The organism is Sphingomonas ginkgonis, assembly GCF_003970925.1.
In the GTDB taxonomy this organism is placed as follows: Bacteria; Pseudomonadota; Alphaproteobacteria; order Sphingomonadales; family Sphingomonadaceae; genus Sphingomicrobium; species Sphingomicrobium ginkgonis.
In genome coordinates, this window is sequence record NZ_RWJF01000001.1 from 1,474,478 (window position 1) to 1,494,682 (window position 20,205).

Below are 20,205 nucleotides of genomic sequence, written 5' to 3' on the forward strand. Positions count from 1 at the left end.
CCTCACGCGATGATGGAGCGGTCGATCTGCTCGACCCTTGTCACTCCGGTCAGGGCCATGGCGACCCGCATTTCCGCCTCGATCAGCTTTAGCATCCGTCGCACGCCCGCCTCGCCCGCGGTGGCAAGCGCGTAGACCCAGGGGCGACCGATCAGCACGCCGCTGGCGCCGAGCGCGAGCATGCGCACCACGTCGAGGCCCGAGCGCACGCCGCCATCGGCGAGGATGGTCAGCTCGTCACCGACCGCATCGGCGATGGACGGGAGCGCGCGGGCGCTCGACAGCGCGCCGTCGAGCTGGCGGCCGCCATGGTTCGAGACCACGATCCCGTTCGCGCCGTTGGCGACCGCCTCGCGCGCGTCGTCGGGGTCGAGGATGCCCTTGACGACCAGCGGCCCCTCCCATTCGGCGCGGATCAGCTCGATGTCCTTCCAGGTGGCGGAGGCATCGAAGTTGGTCCGCATCCACTCGAAGAAGTCGCCGATTGCCTTGCGGCCTTTCAGCAGCGGGGCGACGTTGCCGAGCGTGTGCGGGCGGCCGTGAACGCCGACGTCCCACGCCCAGCCGGGATGCGCGAGCGCCTGTCCGATCCGCTGCACGGCACCGCCGAATCCGGGGTTGTTGAGCCCCGAGCGGGCGTCGCGGTAGCGCGAGCCGGGGACCGGCAGGTCGACCGTGAACAGCAGGGTGCGGCAGCCCGCTTCGCGGGCCTGGGCGAGCATGGCGCGGACGAAGCCGCGGTCCTTGACCATGTAGAGCTGGAACCAGAAGGGCTTGCTCGCCGCCGCGGCAACCTCGCCGATTCCGCACGCGCCGACGGTCGAGAGCGAGAAGGGGATCCCCGCCGCTTCGGCGGCGCGCACCGCCTGGGTCTCGCCGCGCCGTGCGTTCATGCCGGCGAGACCAACCGGTGCAAGGGCCACCGGCATCGCGAGCCGGTCGCCGAACAGCGTCGTCGAGAGATCGATCGCGGAGACGTCGCGCAGCACCCGCTGGCGCAGCGCCACGCGCTCGAGGTCGGCGACGTTCCGCGCCAGCGTCACCTCGGCGTAGGAGCCGCCGTCGATATAGTCGAACAGGAAGCGCGGGAGGCGGCGGCGGGCGAGTTCGCGATAGTCGGCGACGGAGGCGGCGGTCATGCGGCCTCTTCTAGCTGCTCGGCCGCGGCGAGCCAGCGCGAGCGGTAGGCGGTAAGGTCGAGCTCGAGCGGCTCGACCCGGCGCAGCGAACTTTGCGGCTGGAGCGAGGGATCGAGCAGCCGAAGCGCGCCGAAGCTTACGTCGTTGTGCGCGTTGGCGACATAGACGGCGAGGTCGGGGCGGAGCGTCGCCAGCGCGCGCACGAAGACCTCGGCTTCGGCGAACCGGCCCTCGACCAGGATCCGCTCGCGCGTGCCGATCAGCCCGAGCGCAACCTCGGCGACCAGCGCGGCATAGAGGCTGACCGCGGCGCGCCGTTCGGCCTGGTCGGCCGGCATGCCGACCCAGCGCCCGCGCGCGTTGGGGAAGGGGCCGACGCCGCCGGCGAAGGTCGGCAGCACCATCGCCCCGCTCGCCAGCACCGAGGGCAGCGCGGCGACGAGGCTCGGCTGGTCGGGCCGGATGTCGATCCGCCGGGTGTCGATCCCGGTCAGCGTCTCGATCTCCCGCCCGCCCATGAAGCGTGCACTCGGCACCGGGCGGCCGAAGGCGTCGACGTTGACCAGGCAGTCGCGTGCCTCGGGCAGCGCTGCGATGTCCACCTGAGTTCCCGGGGCCGGAGTGCGCATCGCGACGAACCAGGTGCCGGTCGACAGCACGGTGGACTCCCGCTCTGCGATCTCGGGGAAGGCCCTGGCCGCAACCAGCGCGGCGTTGCTGTCGTGGAGACCGGCATGGACCTGCAGGTCGGCGGTGAGCCCCAAGCGCCGGGCGAGCTCGGGCCGCAGCGGACCCAGCACCTCGCCGGCGCGGCGGAGCGGGGGCAGCCGCCCGGCCCAGCCGCGGCGGACCGCGAGCTCGCTCGCCCGCTCCTCGACCGGGTGCCAGAGATCGCTGTGGCAGCCGAGGCTGGTTACCTCGGACGCGGCCACGCCCGACAGCAGCCAGGCCCAATATTGCGGCCAGAGAAGGATCTGCGCTCCCTCCAGCACGCCCGGCTGCCGCGCCTCGAGATGGTGGAGCTGGGCACCGAGGTTGAGCCCGTGGGGGAGCGCGGGCGAGCCGGTCCGCTCGAACCCGTCGCGGTCCCGATCATAGGCGCGGCGCTCGTCCGCGGGGACCGGCTCCTCATAGTCGAGCGGGGGCAGCAGCAGCCGGCCGTCGCGGACGATCGCCGCCGCGGCGCCGTGGGCGACGGGCAGGATGTGTCCGATATCCGGCGCGAGGCGGGCGAAGGCGGCGAGCGTTTCGAGCAGCCATTCCTCGATCCCGCCGGCGTCCAGCGCCTCGAAGCCGAGCCCCGCGACGCGCGCGTTGGGGCGGGTCTCGCGGGCGAGCAGGTTGCCGCCGGCGCTCCACAGCGTCAGCTTGGACATCGTCTTTCCGACGTCGAGGACGATGCTGCTCCTCACCTCTCCACCTGCTTGTTTATGATTGGTTCTTAGCGAAGATGATTGTGTTTTGCCAAGTCCGAAACTATGAGGTCGGGAAATTCGATATCAGCCCGAGAGTGATCGTCATGAGCGAAGTCCTCGATCGTCCCGTCGCCACCGCCGCCGCTATCCCCTTCGTCGTGCCCGCCAATCGCTGGAGCGACTCGGACGCGGCGGGCAAGTCCGAGCCCGAGCTTCTGCTCTACCGCTCGAACCTGCTCGGCTCCGATCTCACAGTCACCAACTTCGGCGGCGGCAACACCTCGGCCAAGGTGGCCGAGACGGACCCGCTGAGCGGCGAGCCGGTCACCGTGCTGTGGGTCAAAGGCTCGGGCGGCGACATCGGCTCCATGGCGCTCGACGGATTCGCCACCGTCTACCTCGACAAGCTGCTCGGCCTTGAGAAGCTCTACCGCAGCCTCGAGCATGAGGACGAGATGGTCGGCTATTTGCCGCACACCACCTTCAACCTGAACAGCCGAGCCGCCTCGATCGACACCCCGCTGCACGGCTATCTGCCGTTCGCGCACATCGACCATGTCCACCCCGACGCGCTAATCGCGCTGGCGGCCTCGAGCGGCGGCGAGCAGGCGACGCGCGAGATCTGGGGCGGCGCGGTGGGCTGGCTCCCGTGGCAGCGCCCGGGCTTCGACCTCGGGCTCAAGCTGCGCGACCATGTCGCCGCCAACCCGGGCCTGCGCGGGGTCATGCTCGCCGGCCACGGCATCATCTGCTGGGGCGACAGCGCCAGGGCCTGCTACGAAAACACGATCGAGCTGATCGCCGACGCCGCGCGCTTCCTTAACGCTCATCTCGCCAGAGGTCCCGCGTTCGGCGGCCAGGTCCATGCCCCGCTCGCCGCCGACGAGCGACGCGCCGCCGCCGCCCGACTGATGCCCCGGCTGCGCGGCCACATGCCCGGCGCTCGCTCGAAGGTTGGCCATTTTGCCGACGACGCCGAGACGCTCGAGTTCGTCGGGAGCGCCGACTTCGAGCGGCTGGCGGCGATCGGCACCAGCTGCCCCGACCATTTCCTCCGCACCAAGATTGCGCCGCTGACGCTTGATCCGACGCGGCTCGACGACGACGCCTATCTCGCCGGCCGCCTCGAGGACTACCGCGCCCGCTACGCGGGCTATTACGAGCGCTGCGCCGGCCCCGCGGACCCGGCGATGCGCGACCCCAACCCGGTCGTCGTTCTGGTCCCTGGCGTCGGCCGCATCACCTTCGCCGCCGACAAGACTACCGCCCGGCTCGCCGGCGAGTTCTACGGCAATGCGATCAACGTGATGCGCGGCGCCGAGGCGATCGGCGCCTATATCGGGCTCGACGAACAGGAAGCGTTCGACATCGAATATTGGGCGCTTGAGGAGGCCAAGCTCCAGCGCATGCCCAAGCCAAAGCCGCTAGCCGGCAGGATCGCGCTGGTCACCGGCGCAGCCGGCGGGATCGGCGCGGCGACCGCCCGCCGGCTCGCCGCGGACGGCGCCTGTGTCCTCCTCACCGACCGCGACGAGACGGCGCTGGAAGGGACGCGGACGGCTCTCGCCAAGGCGTTCGGCCGCGACGTGATTCGCGCCGCTGCCTGCGACGTCACCCAGGAGAAGGAAGTCGCGGACGCCTTTTCGACCTGCGCGGTGGAGTTCGGCGGCCTCGACATGCTCGTCGCCAACGCCGGGCTCGCCAGTTCGGCGCCGATCGAAGAAACCACGCTCGCACTCTGGCGCAAGAATTATGACGTTCTGGTCGAGGGGACCTTCCTCAATGCGCGCGCCGCCTTCCCGCTGATGAAGATGCAGGGTGGCGGCTCGATCGTCATCATCGGATCCAAGAACGCGCTCGCGGCCACGCCCAACGCCTCGGCCTATGCCTCGGCCAAGGCGGCGGTCGTCCATCTCGGCCGCTGCCTCGCGCTGGAAGGCGCCGAGTTCGGCATCCGGGTCAACGTCGTCAATCCCGACGCGGTGATTCGCGGCTCGCGCATCTGGGACGGCGACTGGCGCAAGGAGCGGGCGGGCGCCTACGGCATCGACCCGGGCGAAGAGCTGGAGGATTTCTACCGCAAGCGCTCGATGCTCAAGCGCAACGTGCTGCCCGAGGACATTGCCGAGGCGGTCTACTGGTTTGCTTCGGACGCCAGCGCCAAGTCGACCGCCAACATCATCAACGTCGACGCCGGCAACGCCCAGGCGTTCACGCGGTGAGGGGCTCCGCGCTGCTCACGCTCCTGCTGTCGGCGGCGTTTGCGACGACCGCCGGGGCGCAGAACGGGCCGCCCCCATCCGCACCCGCCGCTCCGCCGGCGGAGCCCGACGCCATTCCGCTCTATGGCGAGCGGACGCCGGGAACTGCGGCGAGCGAAAACTGGGTGAAATTTGCAGGCCGCGATTATGCGGTCCGCAATGTCACTCGCCCGACCCTGACCCCAGTCCTCCCCGATCCGGCGAGAGCGACCGGGGCGGCAGCGATCGTGGTCCCGGGCGGCGCCTTCATGATCCTGGCGATGGATCATGAAGGATGGCAGGTGGCGAAGGCGCTCGCCGATCGCGGCATCGCGGCATTCGTGCTCAAGTATCGGCTGGTGCCGACGCCGGTCGACGAGGCGCGCGCCGGCGCCTTCATGGGCGAGATGCTGCACCGCGAGGTCGCCGACCCGATGCACGGCAATCTTCTTGGACAGAGCAAGGCGCCCGATGATGCTCTTGCGGCGATCGCGCTGGTGCGTGCGCAGTCGGCGCGATGGAAGGTCGATCCGGCGCGCGTTGGCGTGATCGGGTTTTCGGCCGGGGCGATGACAGTCCGCCGAGTCGCCCTCGGAGCCACTCCGGCGAACCGGCCAGCGTTCGTCGGCTATGTCTACGGGCCGCAGGATGCCGAGGCAGTGCCGCGCGACGCACCGCCCCTGTTCGACGCGATCGCCATGGACGATGAGCTGTTCCCGACCAAGTCGTTCGCCATCGCCAGCGCCTGGCAGCAAGCGGGGCGGCCAGTGGAGGTCCATGGCTACGCCCGCGGACACCATGGGTTTGGCCTCGGCGTCCCGGGAACGACGACGACCATGATGATCGACGAGTTCACCGCGTGGCTAGCGACGCAGGGCTTCTTGAGGAAGGACGCGAAATGACCCAGCTTCCCCTGTCGCAGGACCAGATCGAGAGCCTGAATGCGCAGGGGCGGGAGGCGCTCGAGGATGATTATGGCAGCCTCGGTCGCCAGCTCGGGCGGCGCGGGATCGACATCGACGCGGTGACGGAGCGGGTGGCGTCCTTCTCGGTTGCGATCCCCTCGTGGGGCACCGGCCGGGGCGGGACCCGCTTCGCCAAGTTCCCGCTCGCGGGCGAACCGACCGGAATACACGAGAAGCTTGCCGACTGCGCGGTCGTCCAGCAGCTGTCGCGGATGACCCCGCGAGTCTCGCCGCATTTCCCGTGGGACAAGATCGGCGACTATCGCGCGCTCCGCGAGGAGGCGGCCGAGCTCGGCCTCGGGTTCGACGCGGTCAATTCCAACACCTTCCAGGACCAGGCGGGCCAGCCGCTGAGCTACGGCGCCGGAAGCCTCGCCGCGACAGACCCCGCCGTCCGCGCGCAGGCGGTCGAGCATAATCTCGAATGCATCGAGATAGGCCGCCAGCTCGGCTCGACCGCGCTCACCGTGTGGGTCGGCGACGGCAGCAACTTTCCCGGCCAGCAGGACCTGTCGCGCAGCTTCGACCGGTATCTCGATAGCGCGGCCACGATCTACGCCGCGCTGCCCGGCGACTGGCGGATGCTGCTCGAGCACAAGATGTTCGAGCCGGCCTTCTACTCGACCGTGATCAGCGACTGGGGGAGTTCGATCCTCGCGGCGCAGCAGCTCGGCGAGCGTTGCCAGTGCCTGGTCGATCTCGGCCACCATGCACCCAACGTCAACATCGAGCAGATCGTCGCCCGCCTCCATCGCTTCGGCAAGCTCGGCGGGTTCCATTTCAACGACAGCAAATATGGCGACGACGACCTCGACAGCGGGACGATCAACCCGCACCAGCTGTTCCTCGTGTTCAACGAACTGGTCGAGGCCGAGCTGAACCCGCGCGGGGGGTTCGACCCGGCCTACATGATAGACCAATCGCACAACGTCACCGACCCAATCGAGAGCCTGCTGAGCTCGGCCGGCGAGATCGCCGCCGGCTTTGCCAAGGCGCTGCTGGTCGACCGCGAGGCGCTCCACCTGGCGCAGGAATCCAACGACACGATGATGGCGTTTCAGGCGCTCCGGCAGGCCTACCGCACCGACGTCACGCCAATCCTCGCCCAGGCACGGGTCGGGCAGGGGGGCGCCATTGATCCGCTCGCCGCTTACCGGCAAAGCGGCTGGCGCGCCCGCAAGGCGCAGGAACGGCGTGCCGTCGGGGTCGGCGCCGGGATCGTCTAGGGGGCAGCAGCAGGGCCATGCACGCGGCGGAACGGGAACAGGCGATCCTCGCGCTGCTCGGTGCCAGCGGGTTCGTCAGCTTCCGCGAGCTCGAGAAGACGCTGGCGGCCTCGCCCGCGACCATCCGCCGCGACCTCGAGCGGCTGGCCGGCGAGGGGCGGGTGGTACGCGTCCACGGCGGGGCCAAGCTTCCCGGCGACGCCACCACGGCCGCGCCTGCGGGCGGACTGACCGGCGTTCCCTTCCACGAGAATATCGACCGCAACCGCACCGCCAAGGAAGCGATCGGTCGCGCCGCCGCGACGCTCTGCGTGCCGGGCGAGGGGATCATCATCGACGGCGGCTCGACCACGCTGCAGATGTGCCCGCACCTCGACGGGCTGGGGCTGCAGGTGCTGACCAACTCGCTCCACATCGTCAGCGCGCTGCTGCCGCAGGCGACGACCCGCATCACCGTCCCCGGCGGCGCAGTCTTCCGCGAGCAGAACATCATCCTCTCGGCGGCCGGCGACGACCTCATGCCGCGCTTCCATGCTCCCAAGCTGTTCATGGGCGCCGCCGCCGTCGGCAGCCAGGGCGTGATGCAGGCGGACATCATCCTCGTCGCCGCCGAGCGCCGCTTCATCGAGCGCGCCGAGCAGGTCATCCTGCTGGTCGACAGCAGCAAGTTCGCGGGCTCCTCGGGCCAGGTTGTGTGCGGGCTTGACGAGGTCGACACGATCGTCACCGACGACGGCCTCGCCGACCCGCACCGCCGCATGCTGGAGGGCGCCGGGATCAAGGTGGTGATCGCGCCGCGATGATCGACCCGCGCGCGCTCCGGACCTTCCTTGCGGTCTGCCGCGCGGGGACGATCAGCGGCGCGGCGCGCCAGCTCAACATCTCGCAGCCGTCCGTGTCGGTGGCGGTTGCGCAGCTCGAGCATTCACTCGGGACGACCCTGTTCGAGCGCTCGCGCGCCGGGTCGCGGTTGACCAGCGGCGGTGAGGCGCTGCGCCGGAGGGCCGAGGCGATGGAGGCGCTCCTCGACGATGCCGAGCGCGAGGCGAGACTCGCCGGGCAGGGGGTCCGCGGGCTGCTCCGGATCGGCGGCACCCCGGGCGCGCTGGTCAGCCTTCTGCCCGATGCGATCCGCCGGCTCGAGCGGCGACCGGACCCGTTCGAGCTGCACGTCGTGGAGCGCTCCGACGCCGAGCTGATCGACCTGCTGCGCAAGGGGCAGATCGAACTCGCCTTCGTCACCACCCAGATCGAGGAGCCGCCAGCCGACATCGAGGAGGAGACGTTCGCCGGCGATCCCTTCGCACTAATCGTCGGCAAGCGGAACGACCATCTCCCCGCCTCCCTCTCGCTGCGCGAGACGGGCCGGCTGCGCTGGGTGCTGCCGGAAGCGCGCGGCTCGTTCCGGCGTCAGGTCGACGCGCTGTTCACCGCCGCCGACCTGCCGTTCCCGCGCGACGCGATCCGCTGCGATTCGCTGCTCCTCACCAAGGCGGTGGTGCGGGGCAGCGAGCGGGTGACCGTACTGCCGCGCGACGTCGCCGCCGCCGAGCTGTCGATCGGCGTGCTGCGCGCGATCGCGATCCGCGAGGCCTGCTTCGTCCGCCAGGTCGGCGTCCGCCGGCTGCGCGACGGGAGAGGGTCGCAGCTGGCCGAGGAACTGCTCGTCACGCTCCGCCACCGACCATAGGCGGCACCTATGGAAGTCCAAGAAAACATTATTTTACTTGGCCGATCGCTCGCGGCAGATTGATCCGGACCGGCGCAAAGGCCGGCACAGGAGAGTGACATGCGGACCATCATCCGCGACGTGCGGATCTTCGACGGCAGTGGGTCGCCGCTGCGCGCCGGCCATGTGGCGATCGAGGGCGAGCGGATCGTCACGGTCAGCGACCAGCCGATCACGGCCGGCGCCGGCGACCGGGTGATCGACGGCGAGGGCCGGACCCTGATGCCGGGCCTGATCGAGGCGCACGCCCACCTGTCCTGGGCCTCGTCGGTCGAGAAGATCTACCACCAGTTCATGCTGCCGCCCGACGAGATGAAGGTGGCGACGTGGCGCAACGCGCGCGTGCTGCTCGACCAGGGTTTCACCAGCGCCTTTTCCGCCGGCGCGCTCGGCGACACGCTCGAGGTCGAGCTGCGCGACGCAATCGCGCGTGGCGACGTCCAAGGGCCGCGGCTGCGCGCCTCGACGATCGAGCGTAGCCCGGAGGGCGCGGAGGGCGTCGAGACCGGCAAGAAGGTGTCGATGGAGGGCCGCGGACCGGAGGCGATGCGCGACTTCGTCCGCCGCTGCGCCGACTGGGGCATCGACAACGTCAAGCTGGTGATCAGCGGCGAGGACGCGCTGCTGCCCGGCAGCTCGCAGCATATCCTTTACGACGAGGAGGAGGTCGCCGCCGCCTGCGACGAGGCGCACAAGCTCGGCATGATCGTGGCCGCCCACACCCAGGCGGCCGAGGCGGTCAAGATCGCGCTGCGCAGCGGCGTCGACGCGCTCTACCACTGCAGCTACGCCGACGCCGAGGCGCTCGACATGCTCGAGGCCGCGCGCGATCGCATCTTCATGGCGCCGGCAATCGGAGTCATCGTCGCGACGTTGGAGGCGAGCCCGCCGCCGCACGTCGACATGAGCTCGATGAAAGAGATGGCCAAGCCGGTCATCGCCAACACGAAGGAGCTCATCCCCGAGCTCAAGCGGCGCGGAGTCCGGGTGCTCCCGGGCGGCGACTATGGCTTCCCGTTCAATCCGAACGGCCGCAACGCGCGCGACCTCGAGCATTTCGTCACCCTCTACGGCTACACGCCGGCCGAGGTGCTGTCGGCCGCGACCATGCTCGGCGGGCAGCTGATGCAGTGCGGGCACGAGCTCGGGCTGGTCCGCGAGAACTATCTCGGCGACCTGCTGCTGGTCGACGGCGATCCGACCGCCGACGTGACGATCCTCCAGGATCCGGCGCGGCTGGCCATGATCATGAAGGGCGGCCAGCTCCACAAGGCGCCCGTCGCCACGCCCGTCGCGGCCTGAGCGGAATCGGCCGACAGCCATGTTCGACGTCGCCATCATCGGCTGCGGCCCCGTCGGGGCGCTCGCCGCCAACCTGCTCGGGCAGGCCGGGCTGCGGCTGCTGGTTGTGGAGCGCGAGGCGGACCCGTTCCCGCTGCCGCGCGCGGTGCATCTCGACCATGAGATGATGCGGCTGTTCCAGTCGGCAGGCGTGGTCGAGCGGGTGCTCGGCGACATGCGCGACACCGACGGCCACCTCCACATTGGCGCCGACCATGGCGTGATCCGCTACATGGGGACGGTCGGCAAGCCGCGGCCGTTCGGCTGGTCCAACGATTATTTCTTCTACCAGCCCGAGCTGGAGGAGCATCTGCGCGAAGCGCTCGGCCGCTTCCCCAACGTCGAGCTGCGGCTCGGCACCGCCTTCTACGGCTTGGCGCAGGATGGTGATAAGGTGACGCTGACACTCGGGTCCGAGCAGGGCGAGACAGAGGCTGAGGCCCGTTTTGTCATCGCCTGCGACGGCGCCCGCAGCGCGGTCCGCAAGGCGCTCGGCCTCTGTCTTGACGATCTCGATTTCGAGGAGCCGTGGCTGGTCGTCGATGCCGAGGTGGAGGGGGAGGTGCGCTTCCCCGATCTCCACGACGTGCCCGCCGGTGCCGACCTCCAGAAGCTGTCGGTGATGATGTGCGACCCGCGGCGGCCGGCGACGATCGTCCCCGGTCGCGGGCATCACCGTCGCTGGGAGTTCATGCTGCTGCCGGGCGAGGACGACGCCGAGATGATGCGGCCGGAGCGGGTCGCCGAGCTGCTCGCGCCCTATCTCGACGGGGTAGCGCACCGGATCGTCCGCGCCGCCACTTACCGTTTTCATGGACTGGTCGCCGAGCAGTGGCAGGACGGCCGGGTGTTCCTGGCGGGCGATGCCGCGCACCAGACTCCGCCCTTCTTCGGGCAGGGCATGTGCCATGGCTTCCGCGACGTCGCCAATCTCGCCTGGAAGCTCGAGGAGGTGCTGGCCGGCCGCTCGCCGCCGGCGCTACTCGAGACCTACCAGCCCGAGCGCGATCCCCATGTCCGCGCGGTGATCAGCGCGGCGGTCGAGGCCGGGCGCTACATCTGCATGCTCGACCCCGCGGCAGCGGCGCGGCGCGATGCCGAGATGCGCGAGCGGGCGCGCGGGCGGCGGCACGGCACCGCGCACGACCTCATTCCGCCGCTCGCCACTGGGATCGTCGCCGCCGGAACGCCGGGCGCGGGCGAGCGGTTCATCCAGCCGCGGCTGGGCGACGGAACCCTGCTCGACGACGCGACTGGCGAGGGCTGGCGGCTGTTCGTCCGCGGCGACAGCGCGGTCCGGCCGGGCGCCGGGATTCGGCTCGTGGATGTCGATAAGCTGGACGACGGCGGCGCGCTCGACCGCTGGCTGGGCGAGCGGGCGGTCGCCGCCGTGCTGGTCCGGCCCGACCATTATGTCTTCGGCAGCGGCGAGGCGGCGGCGCTTCTCGGGCTGCTGCGCCACCAGCTCAGCGCCCCCGCGCTGCACCATCGGGAGCCGGTCCATGCCGACGCTTGACGAAGCCCGGGCGATCATTGCCGGAGCCCTGGCGGAGGCGCGCCGCCGCGGGGCGAAGCCGCTGGCGGTGATCGTGCTCGACGCGGGCGGCCACCCCGTCGCGTTCGAGCGCGAGGACGGCGCCAGCCTGTTCCGCCACGACATCGCCCGCGCCAAGGCGTTCGGCGCACTGGGCATGGGCAGCGACACCCGCGCGATCGCCGAGCGGGCCGCGGGCAATCCTGCCTTCTTCACCAGCGTGGTCGTCGCCAGCGGCGGCAATCTCGCGCTGTCGGCGGGCGGAGTGATCGTCCGCGACTTGGCGGGCGCGATCGTCGGCGCGGTCGGCATCAGCGGCGACACGTCGGACGTCGACGAAGCCTGCGCCATCGCCGGGATCGACGCCGCCGGCCTCAACCACGGAGCAAACTCATGACCGTCCGCCTGCGCAGCATCGAGCTGATCGTCGAGGACAGCGCCGCCGCCGCCGACTTCCTCACCGGCACTTGGGGCATGGCCGAGGCGGAGGTGCGCGGCGGCACCCATTACCTCCGCGGGTCGGGCCGGCATCCCTATCTGGTCGCGCTGGAGCAGGGCGATGCGCCGGCGGTGCGCTCGGTCACCTTCACCTGCTCGGCGGAGGAACTGGACGGCATCCGCGCCCGCGCCGGCAGCGCCGCCATTCCGGTTCGCGCCGACGATCCGGGGGGCGGCGAGGGCGTACTGGTCGCCATGCCCGAGGGCGAGTGCTTCCGCTTCCTTGCGAACTGCGAAGAGGCCGCGCCGCTCGAGGGCCGCGACCTGCCGGTCCAGCTCACCCATGTCGTCGTGAACAGCTGCGACGCGGAGGCGACCGCCGACGCCGCCGAGCGGCTGCTCGGCTTCCGCGTGTCGGACCGGACCAAGGGAATGGTGTTCGTCCGCTGCAACGACAGCCATCACAGCACGGCCTTCGCCCGCGCCGGCTTTACCAGCCTCAACCACATCGCCTTCGAGATGCAGGACATCGACGCGGTGATGCGCGGCATCGGGCGGCTGCGCGACCAGGGCATGGCGCCCGCCTGGGGACCCGGCCGCCACGGTCCCGGCGCCAACGTCTTCGCCTATTTCGTCGCGCCGTTCGGGCCGGTGGTCGAGTTCTCCACCGCGGTCGAGAAGGTGGCGGACGACTACAAGGTCGGCGCGCCCGAGGACTGGACCTGGCCCGAGAACCGGATCGACCAGTGGGGCCTGTCCAACAAGGACAATGAAGCGCTCCGCGCCGCCGAGGAGCGGTTCCGCTTCGCCGCTCCCGCCCAGCAGCCTGCCTGAGGACTCGATCCGATGCGCTTCGTCAGCTTCCGTCGTCCCTCCGGTGAGCCCAGCTTCGGCCGGCTCGACGGCGACACCGTCGTCGAGCTCCGCTCCGAGGGCGGGCCGCCCGACCTCAAGGCCGCGCTCGCCGCGGGCGCGCTGGAGCGGCTGCCGGACGGCGCCCGCCTCCCGCTCGCCGAGGTGGTGCTGCAGCCGGTGGTGCCCAACCCGGGCAAGATCCTGTGCGTGGGGCTGAACTACGCGACCCACGTCAAGGAGACCGGGCGCGAGCAGAAGGACTATCCGGCGATCTTCACCCGCTGGGCCGACACGCTGGTCGCCGACGGCGAGCCGCTGGTCCGCCCGCCCGAAACCGAGCGGTTCGACTATGAGGGCGAGTTGGCGGTGGTGATCGGCAAGGGCGGACGGCGCATTCCGGCGGCCCGCGCGCTCGACCATGTCGCGGGCTATTCCGTGTTCCAGGACGGCTCGGTCCGCGACTGGCAGCGGCACAACATCCAGTTCACGCCGGGCAAGAACTTCCCGCGCACCGGCGGCTTCGGTCCGGCGCTGGTCACCCCCGACGAGATCGGCGACCTCGCCGCGACCCGTATCCAGACCCGCGTCAACGGCGAGCTGGTCCAGGATCAGCCCGTGTCGGACATGATCTGGGACGTTCCGGCGATCATCGCCTATTGCTCGACCTTCACCGAGCTGGAGCCGGGCGACGTGATCGCCACCGGCACGCCGGGCGGGGTCGGCGATAAGCGCGAGCCACCATTGTACCTGCGCGACGGCGACATGGTCGAGGTCTCCGCCGGGGCGGTCGGCGCCCTGCGCAACCGCGTCATCGACGAACAATGAGCAGCAAAACAAAAGCATCCAGATCCGGGAGAGGCATTATGAAGGTTCAGCTCACCAAGGCCGCCCTTGCAGGGGCCAGCACCATCGCGATCGCGGCACCGTCGTTCGCCCAGGTCGCGCCCGCGCCGACCACCACCACCAACCAGGGCAACACCCCGGCGGAGGGCTCGACCGATCGCGCCACCTCGCCAGACCAGCAGGGGCCGGCCGACATCGTCGTCACCGCCCAGCGCCGCAAGGAGCTGGTGACCAGCGTTCCCATCTCGATCACCGTCGCCAACCAGGCGCAGCTCGAGCGGCAGCAGGTTAACACGCTGAACGACCTGAACCGGATCGCGCCGTCGCTCGAGATCCAGCAGGCGCCGGGACAGAACACCGGCGGCGGCGGCTCGATCCGCGGCATCGGGACCCAGACCTTCAACGCCGGCGCGGTCGCCTCGGTCGGCGTCGTCGTCGACCAGGTCAGCCAGGGCAACGCCAACATCGGAGACCTGTTCGATATCGCCCGTGTTGAGGTGCTCAAGGGACCGCAGGGCACGCTGTTCGGGCTGACCACCTCGGCCGGCGTCATCAACATCACCACCAACGCGCCCGACTTCACCCGAGTCAGCGGCCGAGTGCGAACTGAGCTGTCGCACGACGGCTGGGCGGGTTCCAAGTTCGGTCAGCAGATCGTTCAGGGCGTGATCAACCTGCCGCTCGCGTCCAACGCAGCCATCCGCGTCTCAGGGCTCGGCAACTTCCGCCAGGGCGTCAATCGCAATGCGCTGACCGGCAAGCTCAACGATGTCGATCACTATGGTGGCCGCGCCCGGCTGCTGTGGGAGCCCACGCGCGACCTCACCGTCAACCTCATCGGCGACTATACGAAGAGCCGCTTCACGGGTGCGGGCGACTTTTTCACCTTCGTCACAGCCGGCGGACCCGGCATCCTTCCGCTGCCGACGCCGTTCCCGATCCCCGATACCGGTGTCGCCAACCAGCTCGCCAGCTGCGGCGTGACGCCGCGGGTCGGCAACCAGGACTATTGCACGACCGACCCATTGCGCGGCCGAAGCTATAATTATGGGAGTTCGCTCCAGGTCGACTATGCGGCAGGACCGTTCACCATCTCGTCCATCACCGCCTATCGCGGCAACAAGGACCGGGGCGCCGGCGCTGCGGGCAACGTCTTCCGCGCGGACCCGCTCGAAATCCGGGTGCTCAACGCCGACGTCCACCGCAACCTCAACCTGTTCACCCAGGAAGTGCGGCTGACCTCGCCGTCCAACCAGCCGTTCGAATATACGATCGGTGGCTTCTACTCGCACCAGCGCCAGACCCGCGACGCCGAGCCGCTGACCGTGCTGATCCAGCCGGTTCCCGGCGTGCTGATCCCGGTGGTGCAGAACCCGAACCCGGCGCAGTCGGTGCTCGACCGCTCGACCGCTATCTTCGGGCAGGGCACCTATCACGTCAGCCGTGCCTTCCGGCTCCTCGCGGGCGGCCGCTACACCGACGAGACGCTGCGTCTCGAAGGCGCCACCGGGCTCAAGACCCACGAGGTCAGCTACAAGTTCGGCGCGCAGTACGACGTCGCGCCGCGCACCATGGCCTATGCGACCGTATCGCGCGGTTACAAGGGCGGCCAGATCGCGATCCCGGCCAACGGGGCACCTTATGTGCTGCGCCCCGAGATCCCGATGAGCTATGAGGCGGGGCTCAAGAGCACGATCCTCGGCGGGTGGATCGCGGACCTCAGCGTTTTCTACGAGAAGATCCGGGACTTTCAGGCGCAGCAGTGCACCGTCGACGCCAATGCGATCCTGTCCTGCAACCAGACCAACATCTCGGGTGTGAAGTCGCGTGGCGCCGAGATCAACTTCTTCGGCAACGTCAACCGCAACCTGTCGCTGAACACCGGTTTCATCTACGCCAAGGCGACCTACCCGTCGGGCTTCATCGGCACGGATGGCGCGGATATCGGCGGCACCCAGCTGGCCTACGCGCCCCGTTACAAGTTCACCCTCTCGGGCGAATATACGACGCAGGTCTCGGACGGGTTGAAGGGCTTCCTCGCCGCCGACACAGTGTGGAAGTCACGCATCCGTTACGAGGCGAACGCGCGCACCCAGACGACCTATCATCCGCACTGGATGGTCGGCGGCCGGGTCGGCCTGCGCAGCGAGGACGACCGCTACCAGGTCGCTCTGTTCGTCCGGAACCTGTTCAACGAGCATGAGCCGTCGCTCTACCAGAGCGACTTTCCCTATGGTGGGATCGCGAACATCGGCGCGATCTACGGGCCGCAGTCGTTCCGGCAGGTCGGTCTCAGCCTCGACGCGAAGTTCTGACAATGGGCATGCCGCCGGCAGCGAGGCGGGCGATCGCCGCCCTAGGACGGGAGATCGGCCCGGCCTCGCTGCAGGGCGTGCAGGCGCTCTATGACGAGGAGCAGCGCCGCCTGTCCGTAGCGCCAGTCCTGGCCGACGCGCCCTATGGCGAGCACGAGCGGCAGCGGCTCGACCTCTATGCGCCGGCCGGGGCGAGCGGGGCGCCGCTGTTCGTCTGGGTTCACGGCGGCGGATTCCTGCGCGGGGACAAGGGCGATCTCGAGCGCTGGCCCAACGCGCACGCCGGGCGCTGGGCGGCTGCGAACGGGATGGTCGGGGTGGTGGTCAACTATCGCCTCGCACCCGAGCATCGCTGGCCTTCGGGCGCCGAGGACCTCGCGGCCGTGGTCGCCTGGCTGGAGGCGCACGCGGCGGCGCACGGCGGCGACCCGGCCCTGATCGTGCTGGCGGGCACGTCGGCGGGCGCCGCGCATGTCGCGTCCTACCTCCAGCGGGAGGCGGGCCGCGAACAAATCGCGGGCGCGGTGCTGCTGTCCGGGCTCTACGGGGTCGCGCCGTTCAGCGACGTTCGCGACCGCAGCTATTATGGCGAGGACGACGCGGCGCACGGCGGTATGGCGTCGTTGTCGGCGCTGGCGCAGACCCGGGTCCCGCTGTTCGCCGCCTGCTCGGAATATGATCCGCCGCGTTTTCAGGCCGAATATGCCGGGCTGATCGAGGCGCGGAGCCGGGCGGGACAGCCGCTGCCGGTGGGCGGGGTGATCGCCGGCCACAATCATTTCTCGCTCGCCTATCATCTCGGGACCGCCGACCGGCGGCTCAGCGACGCGCTGCTCGACTTCGTCGCCGGACTTCCAAAATCGCTGGACAGCACCCAATAAGAACAGCCATTCTAATCACAGCAGACCGGGACTACCGGCCGCAGAGTTGGGAGAGTAGTTTGTGATCGATCGCCGCACCTTCATCGCCGCCACAGCCGCTACCGCGGCCGCGCCGGGCGTCGCCGCGCCGCTGCGGTCGGGCGGAGCCTTTCCCGAGGGCTTCCTGTGGGGCGCGGCGACGGCGGCGCACCAGGTCGAGGGCAACAACGTCAACTCGGACTGCTGGGCGCTTGAGCATGTCACCCCGACGGTGTTCGCCGAGCCGTCAGGCGATGCCGCAAACAGCTTCCAGCTGTGGCCGACCGACCTCGACCTGGTCCGCAACATGGGGCTTAACAGCTATCGATTCAGCCTCGAATGGGCGCGGATCGAGCCGGAGCCGGGCGCCTTCTCGACCGCCATGCTCGACCATTACAAGGCGATGATCGAGGGCTGCCGAGCGCGCGGGCTGACGCCAATGGTGACCTTCAATCATTTCACGACACCGCGCTGGTTCGCGGCACGCGGCGGCTGGACGGCGGCGGACTCGCCGCAGCTGTTTGCGCGCTACTGCGAACGCGCGGCGCGGCATCTCGCCGGTTCGATCGGCTATGCGACGACCTTGAACGAGCCCAATCTCGCCGGGCTGCTCCAGGAGGTGCTCCCGCCGACGATCGGCCCCCGGCTGGTCGCCGTGGACAAGGCGATGAGCGAGGCGGCGGCGCGCAAGTTCGACGTTCCCTTGTTCTACGCCGGCAATGGACTCTACGCGCCCGACCCGGCGGTCGTCCGACGCAACCTGCTCGCGGGCCACGCCGCCGGGCGCGCCGCGATCAAGGCGGTGCGCGGCGACCTGCCGGTCGGCGTCAGCCTGGCGATGCTCGACGAGCAGGCGGCGCCCGGCGGCGAGCGGCTGCGCGACGCCGCCCGCGAGCGGCTCTATGCGCCGTGGCTTCGGGCGGCCCGCGGCGACGAGTTCGTCGGCGTGCAGAACTACGAGCGCAATGTCTGGGGCCCGGCCGGCAAGCTGCCCGCCCCGGCTGGTGCGGTGCGCAACTATGCCGGCAATGAAGTCTATGCGGGCTCGCTGGCGGGCACGGTTCGCTATGCCCATTCGGTCGCGGGCGTGCCGGTCATCGTGACCGAGCATGGCGTCGGCACCGACGACGACCGGGTCCGCGCGGCGCTGATCCCGGCGGCGCTCGCCGAGCTGCGCAAGGCGATGGCCGGCGGGGTACCGGTCAAGGGCTATGTCCACTGGTCACTGGTCGACAATTTCGAGTGGGTGTTCGGCTACAAGCCGAAGTTCGGGCTGCACAGCCTCGACCGAACCACTTTCAAGCGCACGCCCAAGCCGAGCGTTTCCGTCTATTCCGCCATCGCCCGGCGCAACGCCGTCTAGGAGAGCTGCCGATGTCGCGCCTTGTCCCCATGCTCCTGCTCGCCGCGCTCGCGATGGCTCCCGCTGCCGCGCAGCCCGCGGCGACGCCGTCCGACCTCGCGAGGATCTTCACCTTCACCCGCATTCCCGCAGTCGCCGAGCCGCGCGCGATCCCGCTCATCGCGACGCCCAGCGGGAGCGCCGGGACCGAGCAGTGGGACCGGATGGGCAACGGCCAGCGCGTGGTCCGCAACGTCACCGCGCCGACGCTGACCCCGTTCCTGCCGGCGCCCGGCAAGGCGACCGGAACCGCGGTGATCGTCGCGCCGGGCGGCGGCTTCACCATGTTGTCGATGGACAATGAAGGCTGGCCCGTCGCGCAGTGGCTCGCCGACCATGGCGTCGCCGCTTTCGTGCTCAAGTACCGGCTGCTGCCGACGCCGGCGGACGAGGCCGGGTTCAGCCGGCAGGTCGCAAGCGTGATGGCGGCGGCCGCCGCCAGCAAGGCCGGGCCGCCGGACATCCAGTCGCCCGCGTCGACCACCGACGCGCTCGCCGCGCTGCGGATGGTCCGCGCCCGCGCCGGCGAGTGGGGCGTCGATCCGCGCCGGGTCGGGATGATCGGCTTTTCCGCCGGGGCGATGACGACGATGCGCGCCACGCTCTCGCCCGACGCGGCCGCGCGGCCCGACTTCATCGGCTATGTCTACGGCCCGATGCGCGGCATCCAGCCGCCGGCCGGAGCGCCGCCGATGTTCGCCGCGCTGGCCAACGACGACGGGCTGTTCGGCGGCAGAGGCTTCGAGGTGGTGGAGCGCTGGCGTGCCGCCGGCCGCCCGGTCGAGCTGCACGCCTACGAGGCGGGCGATCATGGCTTTGGCATGGGCAAGCCGGGCACCACCACCACGCTGCTGATGCCCGAGTTCCTCGCCTGGATGGAGGCGCGCGGGCTGCTCCGCCGCTAGGACGCGGCGGTCACCACCACGCGTTGCTGGATGACCCCGAAGGGCGAGCGGCCGTCGCTCGCGCGGGCCTCCATCCGCACCCGGTCGCCGTGCGCCATGAACGGGGTTTGCGGCGCGCCCGCCGCGATGATCTCCGCCGCGCGGACCTCCGAGATGCAGGAGGAGCCGACCTCCGCGTAGGCCGCGTTGCTGACTGTGCCGGAGCCGATGATCGTGCCCGCGACCAGCTCGCGGGTCCGCGCGGCATGGGCGACGAGCTGGGGGAAGGAGAAGAGCATCTCCGCCCCGTTGGCGGCGCCGAAGCGGCAGCCGTTCCACTCGATCTCGAGCGGTAGCGCGACCCGCCCATCGGCCCAGCCCTCGCCGAGCTCGTCGGGAGTGACCGCGAAGGGCGCGACGCTGCACGGCGGCTTGGCCTGGATCCAGCCAAAGCCGGTTCGCATCTCGATCGGGGCGAGGGTACGCAGCGACCAGTCGTTGATCTGCACGAGCAGGCGGATGTGGCGCGCCGCCTCGTCCGGCGAGACGCCCATCGGCACGCGGTCGACGATCACCCCATATTCGCCCTCGAAGTCGATGCCGAGGCTGGAATCGGGGAAGGGGATGTCGTCGAACGGCCCGTAGAAACGGTCGGACACGCCCTGGTACATGAGCGGCCGGTCGGTCGGCACCGGATCGAGCCCGAATGCCACCTGCATCAAGCGCCCGTGGGTCTCGAACGCCGAGCCGTCGAGCCATTGCCAGCTGCGGGGCAGCGGCGCGGCGAGCCGGGTCTGGTCGAGTGGCTCGCCCGAGCGCTCGACCTCGGCCGCCAGCTCGGCGAGGCGCGGCGCCCATTCGTCCCACCATTCGATCGCGCCGAGCAGGTTGCTCCCGGCCGGGAGCATGCGCTCCCCGTCCCCGGAGACGACGACCAGCGCGCCGTCGGGCGATCCGTCACGCAGGGTGGCGAGCCGCAC

17 protein-coding genes are annotated in these 20,205 nt (G+C 70.3%); 14 read left to right on the forward strand and 3 right to left on the reverse strand.

Annotated features, from left to right (window positions below):
• Window positions 1-2: 2 nt before the first annotated feature.
• Both lldD and HMF7854_RS07180 read right to left on the reverse strand, forming a co-directional pair.
• A complete protein-coding gene (gene lldD / locus HMF7854_RS07175; RefSeq protein WP_126718472.1) occupies window positions 3-1,139 on the reverse strand; it encodes an FMN-dependent L-lactate dehydrogenase LldD in 1,137 nt (378 codons plus the stop codon).
• Window positions 1,136-2,551 carry an FGGY-family carbohydrate kinase gene (locus HMF7854_RS07180; protein WP_239016879.1) on the reverse strand — a complete coding sequence of 472 codons (1,416 nt, stop codon included), beginning with the start codon at window positions 2,549-2,551 and terminating at the stop codon, window positions 1,136-1,138. The genes lldD and HMF7854_RS07180 overlap by 4 nt, the downstream gene beginning before the upstream one ends.
• Before the next feature lie 107 nt (window positions 2,552-2,658).
• On the opposite strand from HMF7854_RS07180, the gene HMF7854_RS07185 reads away from it, so the two are divergent.
• The 14 genes from HMF7854_RS07185 (at window position 2,659) to HMF7854_RS07250 (ending at window position 19,246) form a co-directional block, all read left to right on the forward strand.
• A complete protein-coding gene (locus HMF7854_RS07185; RefSeq protein ID WP_126718473.1) occupies window positions 2,659-4,776 on the forward strand; it encodes a bifunctional rhamnulose-1-phosphate aldolase/short-chain dehydrogenase in 2,118 nt (705 codons plus the stop codon).
• Complete coding sequence (locus tag HMF7854_RS07190; protein WP_126718474.1) at window positions 4,773-5,696, forward strand: alpha/beta hydrolase; 924 nt, start codon at window positions 4,773-4,775, stop codon at window positions 5,694-5,696. The genes HMF7854_RS07185 and HMF7854_RS07190 overlap by 4 nt, the downstream gene beginning before the upstream one ends.
• Window positions 5,693-6,985: an L-rhamnose catabolism isomerase gene (gene rhaI, locus HMF7854_RS07195; RefSeq protein ID WP_126718475.1), complete on the forward strand. Its 1,293-nt coding sequence runs from the start codon at window positions 5,693-5,695 to the stop codon at window positions 6,983-6,985. The genes HMF7854_RS07190 and rhaI overlap by 4 nt, the downstream gene beginning before the upstream one ends.
• A 17-nt stretch (window positions 6,986-7,002) precedes the next feature.
• Window positions 7,003-7,788 carry a DeoR/GlpR family DNA-binding transcription regulator gene (locus HMF7854_RS07200; protein WP_126718476.1) on the forward strand — a complete coding sequence of 262 codons (786 nt, stop codon included), beginning with the start codon at window positions 7,003-7,005 and terminating at the stop codon, window positions 7,786-7,788.
• A complete protein-coding gene (locus HMF7854_RS07205; protein WP_126718477.1) occupies window positions 7,785-8,675 on the forward strand; it encodes a LysR family transcriptional regulator in 891 nt (296 codons plus the stop codon). Before HMF7854_RS07200 ends, HMF7854_RS07205 begins: the two co-directional genes overlap by 4 nt.
• A gap of 99 nt (window positions 8,676-8,774) precedes the next feature.
• Window positions 8,775-10,016: an amidohydrolase family protein gene (locus tag HMF7854_RS07210; protein ID WP_126718478.1), complete on the forward strand. Its 1,242-nt coding sequence runs from the start codon at window positions 8,775-8,777 to the stop codon at window positions 10,014-10,016.
• A 19-nt stretch (window positions 10,017-10,035) separates the two neighbouring features.
• Entirely contained in the window at window positions 10,036-11,571 is a 1,536-nt protein-coding gene (locus HMF7854_RS07215) for a bifunctional 3-(3-hydroxy-phenyl)propionate/3-hydroxycinnamic acid hydroxylase (RefSeq protein WP_126718479.1), read from the forward strand.
• Complete coding sequence (locus tag HMF7854_RS07220; protein ID WP_126718480.1) at window positions 11,558-11,986, forward strand: GlcG/HbpS family heme-binding protein; 429 nt, start codon at window positions 11,558-11,560, stop codon at window positions 11,984-11,986. The genes HMF7854_RS07215 and HMF7854_RS07220 overlap by 14 nt, the downstream gene beginning before the upstream one ends.
• On the forward strand, window positions 11,983-12,861 hold the full coding sequence (locus HMF7854_RS07225) for a VOC family protein (protein ID WP_126718481.1): 879 nt from the start codon (window positions 11,983-11,985) through the stop codon (window positions 12,859-12,861). Before HMF7854_RS07220 ends, HMF7854_RS07225 begins: the two co-directional genes overlap by 4 nt.
• 12 nt (window positions 12,862-12,873) lie before the next feature.
• Window positions 12,874-13,707, forward strand: coding sequence for a fumarylacetoacetate hydrolase family protein (locus HMF7854_RS07230; RefSeq protein ID WP_126718482.1), 834 nt, complete (start codon window positions 12,874-12,876; stop codon window positions 13,705-13,707).
• 38 nt (window positions 13,708-13,745) lie between these two features.
• A complete protein-coding gene (locus tag HMF7854_RS07235) occupies window positions 13,746-16,040 on the forward strand; it encodes a TonB-dependent receptor (protein ID WP_239016880.1) in 2,295 nt (764 codons plus the stop codon).
• Window positions 16,041-16,042: 2 nt separating this feature from the next.
• Window positions 16,043-16,921: an alpha/beta hydrolase gene (locus HMF7854_RS07240; protein WP_239016881.1), complete on the forward strand. Its 879-nt coding sequence runs from the start codon at window positions 16,043-16,045 to the stop codon at window positions 16,919-16,921.
• 61 nt (window positions 16,922-16,982) lie between these two features.
• On the forward strand, window positions 16,983-18,302 hold the full coding sequence (locus HMF7854_RS07245) for a family 1 glycosylhydrolase (RefSeq protein ID WP_126718483.1): 1,320 nt from the start codon (window positions 16,983-16,985) through the stop codon (window positions 18,300-18,302).
• Window positions 18,303-18,313: 11 nt separating this feature from the next.
• Window positions 18,314-19,246 carry an alpha/beta hydrolase gene (locus tag HMF7854_RS07250; protein ID WP_239016882.1) on the forward strand — a complete coding sequence of 311 codons (933 nt, stop codon included), beginning with the start codon at window positions 18,314-18,316 and terminating at the stop codon, window positions 19,244-19,246.
• On the opposite strand, the gene HMF7854_RS07255 is transcribed toward HMF7854_RS07250, so the two are convergent.
• Window positions 19,243-20,205, reverse strand: a complete 963-nt coding sequence (locus HMF7854_RS07255; protein ID WP_126718484.1) for a fumarylacetoacetate hydrolase family protein — start codon at window positions 20,203-20,205, stop codon at window positions 19,243-19,245. The two genes, HMF7854_RS07250 and HMF7854_RS07255, sit on opposite strands and share 4 nt — an antisense overlap.

Excerpts from the sequence above, each read along its gene's own strand:
- HMF7854_RS07235 (WP_239016880.1), top strand. The coding sequence starts at position 13,746 with ATGAAGGTTCAGCTCACCAAGGCCGCCCTTGCAGGGGCCAGCACCATC.
- HMF7854_RS07240 (WP_239016881.1), top strand. The coding sequence starts at position 16,043 with ATGGGCATGCCGCCGGCAGCGAGGCGGGCGATCGCCGCCCTAGGACGG.
- HMF7854_RS07210 (WP_126718478.1), top strand. The coding sequence starts at position 8,775 with ATGCGGACCATCATCCGCGACGTGCGGATCTTCGACGGCAGTGGGTCG.
- HMF7854_RS07185 (WP_126718473.1), top strand. The coding sequence starts at position 2,659 with ATGAGCGAAGTCCTCGATCGTCCCGTCGCCACCGCCGCCGCTATCCCC.
- HMF7854_RS07250 (WP_239016882.1), top strand. The coding sequence starts at position 18,314 with ATGTCGCGCCTTGTCCCCATGCTCCTGCTCGCCGCGCTCGCGATGGCT.
- rhaI (WP_126718475.1), top strand. The coding sequence starts at position 5,693 with ATGACCCAGCTTCCCCTGTCGCAGGACCAGATCGAGAGCCTGAATGCG.
- HMF7854_RS07205 (WP_126718477.1), top strand. The coding sequence starts at position 7,785 with ATGATCGACCCGCGCGCGCTCCGGACCTTCCTTGCGGTCTGCCGCGCG.
- HMF7854_RS07230 (WP_126718482.1), top strand. The coding sequence starts at position 12,874 with ATGCGCTTCGTCAGCTTCCGTCGTCCCTCCGGTGAGCCCAGCTTCGGC.
- HMF7854_RS07215 (WP_126718479.1), top strand. The coding sequence starts at position 10,036 with ATGTTCGACGTCGCCATCATCGGCTGCGGCCCCGTCGGGGCGCTCGCC.
- HMF7854_RS07200 (WP_126718476.1), top strand. The coding sequence starts at position 7,003 with ATGCACGCGGCGGAACGGGAACAGGCGATCCTCGCGCTGCTCGGTGCC.
- lldD (WP_126718472.1), bottom strand. The coding sequence starts at position 1,139 with ATGACCGCCGCCTCCGTCGCCGACTATCGCGAACTCGCCCGCCGCCGC.
- HMF7854_RS07220 (WP_126718480.1), top strand. The coding sequence starts at position 11,558 with ATGCCGACGCTTGACGAAGCCCGGGCGATCATTGCCGGAGCCCTGGCG.
- HMF7854_RS07225 (WP_126718481.1), top strand. The coding sequence starts at position 11,983 with ATGACCGTCCGCCTGCGCAGCATCGAGCTGATCGTCGAGGACAGCGCC.